Raw genomic sequence first — 15,436 nt, forward strand, 5'->3', positions numbered from 1 at the left:
CCTTTCAAAGCTGCTGGAGTTGTGGGGGCGTGAGCGGGATGACGGCGTAGTCGCCGCTGCCGTCGAGACCGGTGACCTCGGCGATCGCGTCGATGCGGCGCGAGGACCCACGCCCGGCGATGAACACGATCAGATCGATTGCTTCGGCGATGAGACGGCGCGGAACGGTAACGACCGCTTCCTGAGCGAGTTGCTCAATCCGATAGAGTGCAGAGCGTGCCGAGTTGGCGTGAACCGTGGCGATGCCGCCGGGGTGCCCGGTGTTCCAGGCCTTCAGCATGTCGAGCGCTTCCGAGCCTCTCACCTCGCCGACGATGATGCGGTCGGGCCGGAGCCTCAGCGTCGAGCGTACGAGATCGGCGAGCGTGACCGAACCACGCCTGGTTCTCAACGCTACGCAGTCCTTTGCTGCGCATTGCAGTTCGCGCGTGTCCTCAATGAGGATCACCCGCTCGTCGCATTCAGCGACTTCCGCCAGCAGCGCATTGGCAAGGGTCGTCTTACCCGACGAGGTGCCGCCGGCGACTAAAATGTTGCGCCGCTCGCGCACCGCTTTCCTGAGCGCATCGGCTTGCAGCGGCTGCATGATCCGGTCGGTGACATAGTTGGCCAGCGTGTAGAGCTTTGCCGCCGGCTTGCGGATCGCAAAGCACGGCGCCAGTACGACAGGCGGGAGCAAACCCTCGAAGCGTTCCCCCGATGGCAATTCGGCACTGACAATTGGATTTTCGGCATGCGCCTCGGCGCGCACATGGGAGGCGACCAGGCGAATGATCCGCTCCGCTTCCGACGGGTGCATGTGCACGTCGGTTTCGATGCGGCCCTCCCCCAGCCGGTCAAGCCGCAACGCGCCGTCAGGATTGACCATCACCTCGATGACCAAAGGATCGCAAAGCGCCTCAGTGATCGCGGGGCCCATTGCGGTGCGCAGCATGGCGCGGCGGCGATGGTCGGCTTCCGGATGGGAGCTCATCCTTCCCCTCCCACGCCACTCTCCTTGCCAAGAGATCGTTTGCCGGACGCGATCTGACGACCGACCTGCTCGACGAATTTGTCGAAACGTTCCTGGGCGATGGCTTGCGTTGCCCGATCCGGGACCGGCGTGTGGGCATGAAGCGTGATCGAAAAGCGGATGAAGAGCGCCAGGCTCTCCAGGATCATCTCGGCATCACGCCTGACGTGAGCGAGGTCGCGGGAAAGACGGTCAAGCCTTACGCCGTAGCGCCGGTCGAGCTCGTTCTCGCCGCGCCGCTCGATGAAGGCCTCAACCGCCTTAGCCACCACCGCGGATTTGGTGGTAGAGGGATCGCGGCTCATATTGTCCAGCTTCTCGCTCAACTCGGGCTCGAGCAGAAACTGATGACGAATGCGATGGGGCTTCATGCGGCTTGTTCTCGACAGGCCGGCGTTGCGCCGGCGACGGGAACAAGCATCAGCCGGACGCCCGAAATCGCTTATGGTCGTTATCTACGCTGATATACGCTTTGGCTTTAGGCGGTCGTCAGAAGCCGGGCACGATGTCCCTGTCGTCGCCCCTGCCCTCGTTGATGCCGTAGGCCCGTGCCGCGGTGGAAATCCGGTCCATCACGCGCTTGTCGGCGAGCGCTTCGCTATCATCGTCGGCGGGCTTGAACAGATCGTCCTGCTCCGACTCCTGAGAGATGGCAATGTGTTCCTCGGGCAACCCCGGATGGCGCTGTTGCTGAACACCGCCCTCGTCTTCAGCGGCCCCACTGGCGCTTTCTTCGTCAGTGGCCAGACGACGATCGACGCTGCGCACCTGTCCAGTCCAATCATCCGGGCGTGACGCAGGACAATCGGCGTAAGGGCCCTCGCGCAACAACGGTGCAGGCAGCACCCGCTCCGTGAAATTTTGATCCTCGTAATAGCGCAGCTTCTTCGCACGGATCGGCGGCAGCCCTGAAACCAGCACCAGTTCGTCAGACGGCGGCAGCTGCATCACCTCGCCCGGCGTCAGGAGCGGACGCGCGGTCTCCTGTCGGCTGACCATGACGTGCGACAGCCAGGGTGCCAGCCGATGGCCGGCATAGTTGCGCATCGATCTGAGTTCCGTCGCCGTGCCGAGCGCATCCGAGATGCGCTTGGCTGTGCGCTCATCATTGGAGGAAAAGGCAATTCGGACATGACAGTTGTCGAGAATGGCGTTGTTCTCGCCATAGGCCTTTGAAATCTGGTTCAAGGATTGCGCGATCAGATACGCGCGGATGCCGTAGCCCGCCATGAAGGCGAGCGCGGTCTCGAAGAAGTCGAGCCGGCCGAGTGCTGGGAATTCGTCCAGCATCATGAGCAGCTGGTGCTTCTTGCTCTTCTTCGGATCTCCCTCCAGGCGCTCGGTCAACCGACGGCCGATTTGGTTGAGTACCAACCGCACCAATGGCTTGGTGCGCGAGATGTCGGATGGCGGCACCACCAGATAGAGCGACATCGGTCGTTCGGCATCCATGAGGTCGGCAATGCGCCAGTCGCAAGCCGATGTTGCCGCGGCCACAGTCGGATCGCGATAGAGGCCGAGAAAAGACATGGCGGTGGAGAGAACGCCTGAACGCTCGTTCTCGGACTTGTTCAGCACTTCGCGCGCCGCCGAGGCCACGACAGGATGGACCTGAGGTTTCTCGGCCACTCCGAGATGATTGGTGGTCATCATTCGCTGCAGCGTCGCGGCAAATGAGCGTTGCGGATCCGACAAGTAGGTTGCGACACGGGCGAGCGTCTTTTCTTCTTCGGCGTAGAGGACATGCAAAATGGCGCCGACGAGGAGTGAATGGCTGGTCTTCTCCCAATGGTTTCGTCGCTCTAGTGCACCTTCAGGGTCGACCAAGATATCGGCGATGTTCTGGACGTCACGGACCTCGTTCGAGCCTTTCCGCACCTCGAGCAGCGGGTTGTAGCGCGCGGATCTCGGATCGGTCGGATTGAACAGAAGGCAATGCGAAAACCTCGACCGCCAACCTGACGTGAGCTGCCAATTTTCGCCTTTGATGTCGTGAACGACGGCTGATCCAGTCCAGGAAAGCAGGGTTGGAACAACCAGACCGACGCCCTTGCCCGAACGTGTCGGCGCAAAGGCCATGACGTGCTCCGGCCCGTCGTGACGAAGATATCGATCCCTCAGCTTGCCGAGGAAAACGCCGGCTGGCCGGAATAACCCTGCCCTGCCGATCTCATGCTTAACGGCCCATCGCGAAGAGCCATAGGTGGTGACCACTCCGCGCTGCCGCGCGCGCCAAAGCGAGCCAGCGATGGCAGCGGCGCAGCCCAGAAATCCGCTTGCGCCGGCAAGCGCACCTGCTTGGTCAAATACCTCAGGCGCGTAAGCGTCGAAATGAAACCACCATTCGAAGAGCTTCCATGGTTTGTAGATCGGCCATCCGGATGCGACGAACCACGACGCGCCGAGTTGCGGCTGATAGCTGAGCATGTGCGCGCACCACTGCGTTGCCGTCCAGACGCCAACGATGACGATTGCGAAGACGACGGCGATCTGGCCGATGAGAAGTTTTGTAGGTGCCATGGCTCACTCGGCCGAAGAACGGTCCAAGCATCAGGCCATACGGCAGGAAGGGTAATGGACTTCACCTACGACTTGTCACGATTAACATGGCCTTTCGGCAAAAAACCACCGCCTGAGAGCTCATTCCTGTACTAAGCTAACGTCGAGGTCCCCCTGTCTGATGCCTCTAGCGTCAGTGCATCAATGCCGAGTTGGCCGGAAACCAATGTTTTGTAGTTAGCAGGAGGGAATTTACCGGCTTGCAAGTTTTTCCCGGATCGCTCCCACGCGTAGAAAGGTCCGGTCTTGATCCTAGTCTTTCCTCTACGGCCCCATATTGCGGCTTCGTACCTCGCGTTCGCGCGGATTGCAGCGTCATTTGATGAGAATGCGAGTGCCTGCAATAATTCAGACGCCAATTCACTTGTCGCCGAGAAATATGGTCTCCCAAGCTGACGGGCTTGCACCAACGTGTTTAGACAGCGTTGATCAAGACTGGTTGAGCTCTTGTCAGCGCTTGCGGCAATCATCCATGCCCACACGACATAGCCATCACTGATTGGGTCAAATTCGCTCCAAGGCCACGGTCCGTCGCCAGGCAATCGCGGAACTCCTGCCGCCCGGATATCCGCAAGCGCCCAACAGAGATCGGTCCATGGATCGGCACCCAGTCTTGCTCGGCTAACCGCCTGAAAACCGGATATTCTCTCCAAGCCACCTGGATACGATCCACCTGAACCAGCAAGGATCAACGAGAGGTTGGGATCTGGCGCGACCATGCGCAACGCGAGTTCCGGGCCGAAGTCGGACTTAACTAATGCGATTTCTGCGGCAAGACCGGTCTCGAACAAAGGCACATTAGCTTGCCAAACTTGGTCGCCTTCAACGCTGACGCTCAGACGCAGCCGTTCTCTCGGGCGGAACGCCAGAGAACTAAAATCTATAACGATTTGGTTGTCGTCCTTTCGCAGGTGCATACCTTGAACTTGCTGAAAAGCGCGCCATCCTCCAATTCGAGCCGGGGTTAGGTCGATCGAGAGGCCGACTGAAAACCGTTTTTCCAAACGTGCAGCGATCGGGGCGCTACCGCTGGAGTACTGCCTCGTCGCATATGCAGCCAAGTTGGGGGACACCACCGGCGCAAAATCTTCGTCTACATCGGAAAGCACCGTAGAGGCCGTTCGGAATGACTCGTATGCTTGAACGCGACTCGGTCGAAAATTAGAGACGATGGATGTTCGTCCCCGCGTTTCTCCTATTTCAACTGAAATTGTATCTACGCCACCTACAACGCTGACTTTTGTCGTCGTCAAGGTTCCCGTTGTTAGATCTTCTGCGTAACACATGAACGTCCCGGACTGCAGCTGAGTCTCGGCAACTCCATCTTTGTTGCTCAAAAGGTCTGCGCCGCTCAAACCGCTTTTCATACCGACTAAGCGGAAATGGAACGGAACAGCCCCTGGCCCGACAATGCGGACATTGTGTAGGTCGGGATCGCCTGTCATTCGACGAGCTCTACGATCTGGGCGGGAGGAGCGGCTATAAAAACTTGATCCTGATAGACGGGATTCCCGCCTGCGAATTGCGCTGAGGTCGTGTAGCGAGCGAGATCGGGATCGACACGAAATCTCCACGCCATCTCAGCATCGTTCCTTGTATAAATCCGGCCGTTTCCATCATTTGCCGTGACTGACACTGCGGCAAGCATGTGGGTCTCGACCGCCGTGCGAACAACAACAGGAACTTGCGGATCGGCCACCCTTAGCAATTTGACATCCCTATTGAACTGCGTAAGTGATTCCGTTTGCAGATTAGGATTGTTAAGGGCTGCGTTTGCGATACGCTCCAGCGTGAATAGAATCTGTTGCCCGGTGACGACCCAGCCGTCCGGGTTGACGAATTCAACGCTTGCTCCGCTTAGGCCCTCGAGTAGGGCTTGAGTGAAAAAAGGCGGAGCGCCGTCGGTCGGAGCCCAGGCGCTGGTACCGAGCCGGGATCCTGCGAGCGAAACCGAGCTTGTGCGGCGCCTAGTAAGGGCGGTTATATCTGGAGTAATCAGAGCTGGGCTTTGCGCTCCGTTGATCTGCTGGAAAATAGCTGGGATGATTTCCTGGCATGCGTCCAGAAAAACCCAACAGCCGTCGGCTTGCAAGGTTGGCAGGGCCGATGCTAGCTGCGTGATGTTAATCGACTGCGCCCAAGGCCGGTGATTGACGCTTCGGATATCTTCCAACACAGCGACGGCCGTTGTATCGCTGTCAGTCACCCCGTGCGATGCCATATAAAAAAACAAATGATCACCTGGTCGGCATCGTCCAATCCAACGATCCCCGGCGGTGTGATAATTGGCTTCGTTAGCTCGCTCGACAACGTCATTGATGCGAGGATCGTGTGCTATGGCACCTAGGTCGAGGGTGTCCTGGCCCGCGTTTTGAGCTGGATCAGACAGCAGAACTTCAATCGAACCAAGCGGCGCAACCAAGCTGTCGGCCTTGTCTAGCAGGAAACGGACGACAGCGCGCGCACCTGCTGCCGTCGCGACTCTGTTTGCGGACCCGTTGGCGCTGAGGTTCGGAAAGCGACCACAACCGATGATGAACGCGTGTGTCTGAGGCGCGTCGCCTGGCCGAAGGTAGATTGTCGTCACGCCAGTAGCCCTATGTTTTTCAAACGGGCGTTCAGGCGGGCGTAGAACATTGTACTGGCAAAATACGCGCTGTGCGCATCACGCACGCCTGCGATAGTATCAACGGAGAAATCCTCGCTGCCCTCAAAGACTGGGGACGTGACAAAGGAAAGCACGTCCATCTTATCAAAAGCGTTCCACCAGTTTTTGACCCCGCTCGGCCTCGGTACAGGTCTGGTTTGCCCCGAAAATTCAGGCGTGCTTGCCTCGTAGAGCTTCATTTCCTCAAACAGCGCGACCTGCGAGCCAACCGTGAGCAAGAGATCCACCTCGAACGCGGTCCCAATATCAGCGGAAAGGCCCTCCACTGTTTCGCTGCTCGAGAGCAGGTCGTAAAGGATTACACCGCCCATGCTGTGGCCGATCAACACAAGCGGCTCGCCAGGCTTTCGCTGTTTGCCCGCGGCAATGATTGCGTCGCAGACCGTCTTGCGGATTTTGGTGCGAGCATTATCTGCTCGCAGGTAGCGAAAGACATCGCCTATAAAGATGGCGAGTTCTGGAGTGAACTTCTCCCGGCCAGCGCGTGCGAACGGACCATTGACGAGATTGGAAGCACTGCCTTTTATTTTGTCAGCGGCGGCTTTCACCTGATCGAAAAATCCCAACCCTTGAACCAAGGCTCCGGCCTCGGCTTCCTTGCGGAGGCGATCGCAGAACTGTTCGTCATCGCTAACGCTCGACAACCAAGCAGGCCTCGGCTGCGCCGAGGCATATCGTGCTGCACCCATCCAGAACAGTTCCATACCTTGGGCCGGCACCCCGCTCTGCCCTGAGAGGGCGGCAACAGAAAGTGCACCCACGACAGCGGTGAAATCGATCCGAGCGGCTTCAAGGATCTCAGCACCATTGCCTTGGGCAAACGCGGCGCCAATCCCGAGCGCTTCATACTGAGAATCGAACTTGGGCACCGACGCCAGCTTCCACTGAGGATCAGCGCCAAACTCACCCCAATAGGGGTTTTGCATTGTGACGTCCGCCGACGAAAAGGCGAGTTCCTTGAAACGACGATCGCGAATCGCCAGATTGGCGTCATAATCGGCGTCTGATTTTCTGTTCGCAACGCCGTGAACAAAAACGACCTGAACCATACCCATACCCCCCAATATTTGGAATTAACCTTGAAAGCCTGTGGCTGGCAAGCCACAGACCGTAGAAAGTAAAAGTCTCCGATTCCTATTTCCTCAATAGTCTGGCACCCTTGTTTGATGGGGAGGATTCGGGGATGGACGCTTCTACGCTTACGCTGAATGATTACCAGACTGCGGCGAAAACGACAGACAAAACGCGCGGTAAGGCGGCGGGTCTGGGTTTGCCGATCCTTGGATTGTTCGGAGAAACCGGTAGTCTCCTGAGTGAGGTGAAAAAGAAGCAGCGAGACGCAAACGCATACGACTCCTACGAAGGTGCTGTGTTAGAGGAGTTCGGGGATGCGCTCTGGTATCTGGCGATTATTGCGGCGAATGCGGACATTTCGCTCGAGGAGCTGGCCGCGGACTTTGGCCATTCAGGCGATGGGCCGCTTACCTTTGAACAGCTCCAGCCACAACGCAGCCTCCGGCTGCCGTTTCCAACCCCTGAGGTATCCCGTACCCTGCTGAAGCTCGCGAACGCGGTTGGTAACCTCTCCGACGAGCATGGGGAAGCTGTCTCCAAAGTCAATAAGCCCCTTTTGCTCGGCAAGTTGTCGGTCATTTTCCGAAACCTTGTGGACGCAGCCTCCGAAGCCGGCGTCACATTAGGCGAGGCTGCTGTTCGCAATATCCTAAAGGCGCAGGACAAATGGCCGATCGCGCAAACGCCGCCGGCTTTATTCGATGTGGGTGATCTTCCCGAGGAACAGTTGCCGCGTCACCTGGAGATTGAGATATTCGAGCGCCTGAGCGGCCAGAAGGCTTATGTCTACCAGCGGTGTAATGGCGTGAACATCGGTGACCGGCTCACCGACAATAACATCGTGGAAGATTTCTATCGGTTCCATGACGCGTTTCACTACGCGTACGCAGCCGTCCTGGGATGGTCACCGGTGACACGGGCGCTTCTGAAGGTGAAACGGAAAAGCAAGACCAAAGTCGATGATGGCGAGGATGGCCTGCGGGCGATAATCGTCGAGGAAGGCGTCGCAGCCTATGTTTTTTCCCGTGCCAAGGAGCACGGGTTCTTTGAAGGCCGAGAGGAGGTGGATTTGAATCTGCTCAAGACGGTCAGGGGATTTGTTCAGGGCTTTGAGGCCGAATCATGCCCCCTGTGGCTCTGGGAACAAGCCATCCTGATTGGCAATGCGGCATATCGTTATCTGAAGGATCATCGTCGTGGGCGATTGGTTCTGGATCTGGACAAACGGAGCATGACCGTGCAGGAGCTTGCGCCATGAAACCCGCTGCCTTTGTCCAAGAACTGGCCTCGTACCGATTCAAGGATGCATTCAATCCGTATGCAGACGCCTGTCCAGACTTTGATACCGACGAAGCGCCGGCGATCCGTTGCAGGAATCTCGAAGCTGTTTTAGATGCCGCAATGGTGCGGGGTATTCACTCGTTCTGGATCGCTCGCGACCTAGGCTATCGGGGCGGGCGCCGCACAGGGCTCGCACTCACCGATGAATTGCATCTCGCTTGGCATGCCGATTTGCTCGGTACCGCCCCGCTGCGCAGAGCAACGAAAGGACCTCCGGTTGCGGAGAGGACGGCGTCAGTCGTGTGGCGGATGTTGAAATCAATCGAGCAGCCGATTTTTCTTTGGAACGTGTTCCCTTTCCATCCTCATGCGGCCGGCCAACCGATGACCAACCGGTGCCATACGAAAAGCGAGAGGCTGGCGTGCAAGCCGCTGCTCGAAGCCTTGATCGCCGCACTGAAACCGAAACATCTCGTTGCAATCGGCCGCGATGCGCAGTCCGCTCTTGCCGATCTTGATCTGGACGCGACAGCGGTGCGGCACCCAAGCTACGGCGGCCAGAGCGAATTTGTTGGCGCCCTAGAGGCGCTCTATAGCGTGCAGGGGCGATCCGCCCCACAAACACAGCTTCATCTTCTCTGATCAGGCCGCCTCCTTCATGCTGCCTGTCGCTCGGGCCTCCTCAAGTAAGTCATTCAGGCCTTCCCTGTCTCCCGGGCAATCTACCACTGCATGAGTGGAAACGATCGTCAGACTTCCCACACCGACTTTAACCTCGTCGGCAACGAATTTCATCAACCGGCCGAGGCCGATTAGATTGCCGAGAAGGCGTTCGACGTAATAATGGTTGCGATACATAGCCGTCAGCAGGAGCTTGCGCTGGGGCCCGTCCGTAAGCTTGAAGCTTAGGAAGCTCAGGCATTGTCGGTTCATTAGAGGGCCCGCGTCACGTATGGGATCGTAGATAGTGATCTCGTAAACGTTCCTGAAGCATCTTCCGGAGGCAACTTGATCGCGCATCTTCGCCACCATCTCGTCTAAGGGATTAATGAATTTTCCCTTTTTCTGCAGGGGAAAGGTGATCATGCGATCGAAATATCGTCCCCAGTCACCTTTTTTGATGCGCGGAAGAACCTTGGCGCGGTAGACGTCGTAGAAGGCGGGCGCCTTATGTCTCAGGAATAGAGAGCGCGGGAAGATAGTGTTAGCGACGGTCTCTATGGGATATCTTCCGTGTTCCCGGAGGTACTGATCGACAAGGGTTATAACCTCCAGGTCGGCCGCGCTCATGACTGAGGGGTCAGCCACGTCCACGATAACGTTTTGAGCGTCATGACTCCCGCCAGTCGCGTTCACGGCAGTGACCGCGGCGAGCCAAGCAGAAGCGCAGCTAGGCTGCGTTTTGATGGGCAGATACACCTACTTCCTCCTTCAGCACCGCGATACGGCGCAACCTCTGTATGATGTAATCCTCGGTAACCCATGCATGACCGTCGAGACCCCAGAGCCGCCCCCAGGAATTGCGCAGCAGCAGGGCCCTTCGCCCTCCAATAGTCCCAGCTCCTACCGCAATAACCGCATGGCGGATGACATCTTTTTCGCCAGGATAGCTTACGACAACACCCTGACCGTCAGGGCTATAGAATGCCTCGCCGATGTACAGCACCATTACCGTCGGAGACCCCCTCATCAAATTCGCGAGAATCTCGTCGAAGGACCCTGGACTGCGATCGAAGTTTCGAAAATACTTCGTAGCAACGGCCGGCGGCCCCCAATGGCTGAGGTCCGCAGGTAAGTCTCCGAGATAGGGCCAGCTTGTCTCGGGAGGTTGCCCATCGTCGCGGATCGCTTCAAGGGTATGCAACAGGAAAGACCCCTCGCTCGGCGGGAGGCCAGCGCGCCTTTGCGCGTGATAAAAGACAAACTCCGCCGACAGTGGGGCCCACCCATCGCGAACTGCCGCATGGCAATCGCTCACCGCAAAAGCCAAGCATGTTGGGCGAACTCCCTGATCACGCACGTCTCCAAACATGCTGCGTAGGTCGTGGGTAAGCGACGGCCTCGACATTAGGCGTCCTCCAGCCGGAAACGACGCTCCGCACGTGACCAGCCTGCCACTTCAGGGCCATAAAGATCGACGTCGAGTGTATAGTCACTGGCGATGCTGCCGGGCTGCCAAGGTCGCGCTTCTGTCATCCGGATAGTGCCTTGCTGTTGCCTTACAGACTGCGCGACAATTCTTCGAACTACAGGCCCTCCTGCGTTTTCCTCCCCAGAGACTTCCCGGACATCTTCCCTGACCGAGAATGCATCTGGCGCGAGCTCGTCGAAACGCCAGAGGTAGCCCGCCCCAGCGTTCTCCTTCAGTCGCATGACAAAAAGATCGTCGGGGCCGCCGTGAAGAACTTCGCCTTGATCCGCCTCGCTCAGTTCCCAGACATCCCCATAGTATGCCGCCGGTTCGACTTCGCCGAGGATTCCCTTCTTGATCTTCTTGGGCTCTATGTCAGCAAGGCGTTTTGCATCTGTACGGCTGATCAAATTATAGCGGGCAAGCGTCCAGCAGGTGGCGGAGTAGCTCGTGCCGACCCGCAACGAAAGCTGATATACGATTCGAGGATAGGGAAGATCAGGCTTTGTCCAGCCATGCCGCTTACAATGAAAGAGCACCAGCCATTGAGGCAACAGAAAGGACGCAGCAAATGCGTCAGCTTCCACCTCTTGCAGATTGGCATCCTTTGAAGCCGCAAAAGGACTGCGGCGCAGGATCGATTCATCATCAAGGCTTGGCTTGTGCTTGAGATAAAAATGTCCGAGTTCGTGGGCTGCGGTAAACCGTTGCACGCTTAGTGGCCGCTTGGTGGTAACAAGCACCCCAGGGGCCGGATCGCTCATATATGCTCCGAGCAGGCCGTCCAAGGGGCGAAAGATAAGCGGCAGGTTGAGATGCGCCATGACGCCAAAGACGTCGATCTGACCGTTGAGGGGACCGCTTGCACGTTCGACCCTATCGCGTATCGCCAGATCATTCTGCAGCCGAGCCGCCGCAGCCATCGCTTTTCGAATGGCGTTCTCGATCGCCGTCATTCTATTCTTCCTCGATCGACGAACGGCTCTTCAAAAAGTCAGCGAAGCGGCTCAGTTCCTCAAGGTCATTCGACGACAGCTTGGACGCCGTGCGGGCCAAATGCTCCACTGGCCCCGAAATATCCGATGCGTCTACATCACCTGTGAAGTAGCTGACGGGCCGACGGTAAAGCGTTGAGAGCTTTCGCAGCTCGATGACGTCGACCTTGCGTTGACCTGTCTCAATGTTGGAAAGGGCGCTCCGCGGAATAGCAAGGCGGCTGGCGACCTCGTCCTGGCTGAGTCCGACATATTCTCTGCATTGACGCAGCTTGTCAGCAATGGCTAAGCGCTCGGCCTCGTCCGACTTTCCGTGACTTGCAGGGCCTTTCATGCGACAGCGCCTTCAAAATGTTTCTCCCAAAGCTTGCCCATGCGCGATGTCACATCGTCGACAGCTTCCTGGATGGACTCGTATCCCCCTGGACGCACCGCCGCCTGCCCCACTTCGAACCCAACCACCGCATCGAGAACGCAGAGAATTTCGACCACGGTGTGGGAATCGATATGGATCGCTTTTACGACCAGCTCCTTTTGAGATTTTGGGAGTAGGACACCTTCGAATTCCGCCAGATCCCTGACCGACTTTGTCAGCTCATCAAGGAGCGTTTCCTGAACCTGCTCAAGGGGAAAGGAGGGGATTTTGACTTTGGTGCTGTGATCCATTGGCAATGCGCGCTCTCCACGAAAGGTACACACACCTAGCACAGTTCGTCCGATTTTCCAACAGAAATTGTTTGAAAATCGGACATCACCTGCCAAGTGTCCTTTCGATGAGCATGAGGATGGCCGAAACGGCGTCTTCGGGCGTCCGCTTATTTGAGACGATTTCCACTGGATAATGAGAGCGCTCCTCAAGTCCGAGGCTAGCATCACGCAGCTTTAACCAGCTGCCGATCTCGTCATCTCGATCGATTGGGTGATCCCGGTCGAGGAGAATGGCCAGTGCCGGCTGGAACTTGTCCCAAACAAGTCGCTCAGCCTCCACGAGCGTTCGCAGGCCGGTTTGGTGAACACCAGCGGCCGCGCCATAGATGAGTGTCGACCACCAAAAGCGATCAAGGATTACATGCGTCCCGGACTGCAGCGCTGGCACTATCAACCGTTCGATGGCATCGAGATGAGCGGCGATGTGAAGCGCCTGCTTCGACAGTTCGCTCATCGTTGCTATCCCAGAGCCCCCTGGATCGTGGTGAATACGATAAACGAGCGCGCCAAGGGTACCTTCGGCCTTTCCGGGAAAGCTCAAGAATTCAAAGTGGCCAAATCGTTGCGATAAGGCGACCTTTAACAGATCGACTGTCGTCGTTTTGCCCACTCCGTCGGGGCCTTCGATAAAGAACAATTTTCCGGGCATTCTATCACTCCATTATCGCCCATAGATATTGTAGAATGCCTTCGAGTTAAACTGTCAGACTCAGCAAAACGCCAGCGTCGCTGTCGACGCTTTCGTCCTGGCTCACACCATCCTCAGCTTTCCGGTGATGACACGCCCGACGCAGTCAAGGTCGGCACCGTCGCTACCGACACGGCCGAAGTGTCTCGGCCCAGGCGTCCCGTAGCGAGACAGAGGGATTTTGGGCGCAGAATCACTGGTGATGAGGATCCACGCAGCGCTATCACACATGGCGCGCCCAATCAGCTGGAGTACTTCGTCTCGACAGACTGCCGTTTCGACGCACGGACCAGAAGGTTCATGAAACGCTCGGCCCGCTTCTCTGCCGGCCGACAGCCCACGAAATCCCCTCCCCGCCAACGACCCCAGACACCTCCTTGCCAATATGCCGATCGAGCGTTGGCTTCCATGGCACCAGCGTGAACTCCCGCGACTTTTCAATGAGGGCGTATTTCCCGCTGGCGAGTTCGACCGATCGGACCAACTTGCCTTCCAGTCGATCTCCATTCTTTGCTTCGAAATAGGAAAGCCCGAGCTCGCTCGAAAGTTGACCGGCAATGCGGTTTAGCTCGCGCTGGCGCAATATCGAAATCAGGTTGGCGCGATAGACGGTCCGGTCCTGCTCTTCGTGCGCGAGTCCTTGAGCAACAAGCCACTGCCGCCTTTGGATTTGTGCCTCCCGCACCTCGCGACCAAAGCCGGAGTCACGCAAGGCCGCCGGTTCATTAGAAACCAGTTTTCGGTCGAGCCAGGTGACACCGTCGAAACCGACTTGCTTTTCCAGCGGCATCGGCGAGAGCTTGTCGACTACAACGGGCTCAGCCTTGGCCCGCCGGCGCTCGTAATCTGCGACGCGCCTGAGATGATCCGGCGCGATGATCCAAGTGCCGTCCGGTCTTCGCTCCCCCCCGCCGGTGGCTCGCCGGATCGCCTCCAGCCTTCGGACATGCGTTTCGGCGAAGCGTTCGGTCGCGGACGGATCGTGCCGCAGATGAAAATCGATGTTGTAGCGCCCGCCACTCGCCGCTGCGATGTCAGCGATCGTACGGTCGACCTGTCTGGGCTCAGTGTTCCGCGGCGCGACACGGACGATGCAGCCGCCAGGCGTCGGTTCGGTGGCCTCGCCTTTGCCGATGTCGATATAGTGGCTTTTGCCGTCCACGCCCTCGACAATGAGATAGTGCCTGTCGTTGATCTCGTCGCTCAGCCCTCGCGCGACAACGCGGCCGACCACAGGTTCGGTTTCCTGACCCGTATCGTAGACCACACAATCGGCGGCACTGCGCGCGAGTCCCTTGCTAGTCAGTTCGCGATGCATGGTCTTGATGATATCGCCGCGTTCGCCCAACCGACGCAGCGTTGCTTCGAGCTCATCGTCCAGGCGCCAGCGGCCGGAATCGATCTCCGCTGCAAGATCCATCCGCTCAAGCTTGCGCAGGCGACCCTGATGCAATGTCTGGCGAAACGCGTCGCGGCTATCTGCCGAGACAAACCCATCGTCGTCGCGCATGCGCAGCAGCTGCCGGTCGATGCTTGTGAAGCGTTCCTGCTCCATCTCCCGGCGCAGGCGCTGCTCGATCTCCCGGTCGGTGCGTGGACCGAGATCGAGGCTGACCAGCTCAGCCGCGCGCTCCCGCAAACCAGAGGAGATGTAGTCGCGCGCGATGACGAGATTCTCGCCGCAGTCGTCCTTGCCGCGAACGATGATGTGCGCATGCGGATGGCCGGTGTTGAAATGATCGACGGCAACCCAATCGAGCTTGGTGCCGAGATCTTCCTCCACCTGCGCCATAAGGCGCCGGGTCAGTGGCTTGAGATCGTCGTACTCAATACTGTCTTCGGCGGCGATAATGAAACGGAACTGATGCCGGTCGCCGTCCGCACGGTCGATGAAGTCCTTGCCATCGACCCCGTCGCCGTCGGCACCATAGAGTTGGCCAGGCTCGCCTTCTCGGGTAACGCCGTCGCGCTGGAGGTAGCGCAGGTGCGCACCCGCCCCGTCAGCACCCTTACCAGCCAGCTTCACGACCCGAGCCTTGACGATCACTCGACGCTGCCGGAACGCTGCATATCGATCGCGTGACTTGAGCAACGCGGCGGCCGCCCCTCCGCGGCCAACCCGACTTCCAGTGAAATAGTTGCCGCGTCGGGACTTGCCGCCGGCTCGGTTGATCGCGGCCCTTAGCTGACCGGCAAACCGCTTCCCTGCCTTCGAGCCTCGTGACCCGATTTTGCCAAGTTTTGGCCTGAACTCGTCGTCCATCATACAAGCCTCCCGAAACACCGCTGCAAAATCAGTGGCTTGCGCTCCCCTGCCTCT

15 protein-coding genes are annotated in these 15,436 nt (G+C 58.2%); 2 read left to right on the forward strand and 13 right to left on the reverse strand.

All coding sequences use genetic code 11. The features are described from left to right. Positions 1-4: 4 nt before the first annotated feature. The 6 genes from trbB to EN824_RS26290 form a co-directional block, all read right to left on the reverse strand. Entirely contained in the window at positions 5-973 is a 969-nt protein-coding gene (gene trbB / locus EN824_RS26265) for a P-type conjugative transfer ATPase TrbB (protein WP_135881052.1), read from the reverse strand. Continuing rightward, positions 970-1,383, reverse strand: coding sequence for a CopG family transcriptional regulator (locus EN824_RS26270; protein ID WP_135881053.1), 414 nt, complete (start codon positions 1,381-1,383; stop codon positions 970-972). Before EN824_RS26270 ends, trbB begins: the two co-directional genes overlap by 4 nt. A 118-nt stretch (positions 1,384-1,501) precedes the next feature. Then, the gene (locus tag EN824_RS26275) at positions 1,502-3,532 is read right to left on the reverse strand and encodes a conjugal transfer protein TraG (protein ID WP_135881054.1); all 2,031 of its coding nucleotides are present in this window, start codon (positions 3,530-3,532) and stop codon (positions 1,502-1,504) included. 131 nt (positions 3,533-3,663) lie between these two features. Further along, complete coding sequence (locus tag EN824_RS26280; protein ID WP_135881055.1) at positions 3,664-5,016, reverse strand: hypothetical protein; 1,353 nt, start codon at positions 5,014-5,016, stop codon at positions 3,664-3,666. Continuing rightward, the gene (locus tag EN824_RS26285; RefSeq protein ID WP_135881056.1) at positions 5,013-6,158 is read right to left on the reverse strand and encodes a caspase family protein; all 1,146 of its coding nucleotides are present in this window, start codon (positions 6,156-6,158) and stop codon (positions 5,013-5,015) included. Before EN824_RS26285 ends, EN824_RS26280 begins: the two co-directional genes overlap by 4 nt. Continuing rightward, positions 6,155-7,288: a lysophospholipase gene (locus EN824_RS26290; protein ID WP_135881057.1), complete on the reverse strand. Its 1,134-nt coding sequence runs from the start codon at positions 7,286-7,288 to the stop codon at positions 6,155-6,157. The genes EN824_RS26285 and EN824_RS26290 overlap by 4 nt, the downstream gene beginning before the upstream one ends. A gap of 134 nt (positions 7,289-7,422) precedes the next feature. Here EN824_RS26290 and EN824_RS26295 point away from each other — a divergent pair, with 134 nt between their 5' ends. After that, the gene (locus tag EN824_RS26295; RefSeq protein ID WP_135881058.1) at positions 7,423-8,571 is read left to right on the forward strand and encodes a nucleoside triphosphate pyrophosphohydrolase family protein; all 1,149 of its coding nucleotides are present in this window, start codon (positions 7,423-7,425) and stop codon (positions 8,569-8,571) included. Continuing rightward, the gene (locus tag EN824_RS26300; RefSeq protein ID WP_135881059.1) at positions 8,568-9,236 is read left to right on the forward strand and encodes a uracil-DNA glycosylase; all 669 of its coding nucleotides are present in this window, start codon (positions 8,568-8,570) and stop codon (positions 9,234-9,236) included. Before EN824_RS26295 ends, EN824_RS26300 begins: the two co-directional genes overlap by 4 nt. Here the strand turns inward: EN824_RS26300 and EN824_RS26305 are convergent, their stop codons facing one another. From EN824_RS26305 to rlxS, 7 genes are all read right to left on the reverse strand, one after another. Continuing rightward, complete coding sequence (locus EN824_RS26305) at positions 9,237-10,013, reverse strand: hypothetical protein (RefSeq protein ID WP_135881060.1); 777 nt, start codon at positions 10,011-10,013, stop codon at positions 9,237-9,239. Further along, positions 9,985-10,662 carry a C1 family peptidase gene (locus EN824_RS26310; RefSeq protein WP_135881061.1) on the reverse strand — a complete coding sequence of 226 codons (678 nt, stop codon included), beginning with the start codon at positions 10,660-10,662 and terminating at the stop codon, positions 9,985-9,987. Before EN824_RS26310 ends, EN824_RS26305 begins: the two co-directional genes overlap by 29 nt. After that, positions 10,662-11,681, reverse strand: a complete 1,020-nt coding sequence (locus EN824_RS26315) for a protease inhibitor I42 family protein (protein WP_135881062.1) — start codon at positions 11,679-11,681, stop codon at positions 10,662-10,664. The genes EN824_RS26310 and EN824_RS26315 overlap by 1 nt, the downstream gene beginning before the upstream one ends. Position 11,682: 1 nt before the next feature. Continuing rightward, positions 11,683-12,054, reverse strand: a complete 372-nt coding sequence (locus EN824_RS26320) for a helix-turn-helix transcriptional regulator (RefSeq protein WP_135881063.1) — start codon at positions 12,052-12,054, stop codon at positions 11,683-11,685. Continuing rightward, on the reverse strand, positions 12,051-12,386 hold the full coding sequence (locus tag EN824_RS26325) for a hypothetical protein (protein ID WP_135881064.1): 336 nt from the start codon (positions 12,384-12,386) through the stop codon (positions 12,051-12,053). Before EN824_RS26325 ends, EN824_RS26320 begins: the two co-directional genes overlap by 4 nt. Positions 12,387-12,471: 85 nt before the next feature. Next, on the reverse strand, positions 12,472-13,077 hold the full coding sequence (locus EN824_RS26330; RefSeq protein WP_135881065.1) for a hypothetical protein: 606 nt from the start codon (positions 13,075-13,077) through the stop codon (positions 12,472-12,474). Between the two features lie 337 nt (positions 13,078-13,414). Next, entirely contained in the window at positions 13,415-15,382 is a 1,968-nt protein-coding gene (gene rlxS, locus EN824_RS26335) for a relaxase/mobilization nuclease RlxS (protein ID WP_135881066.1), read from the reverse strand. Between the last annotated feature and the right edge of the window lie 54 nt (positions 15,383-15,436).

It is taken from the genome of Mesorhizobium sp. M8A.F.Ca.ET.181.01.1.1 (assembly GCF_004792025.1).
Taxonomy (GTDB): domain Bacteria; phylum Pseudomonadota; class Alphaproteobacteria; order Rhizobiales; family Rhizobiaceae; genus Mesorhizobium.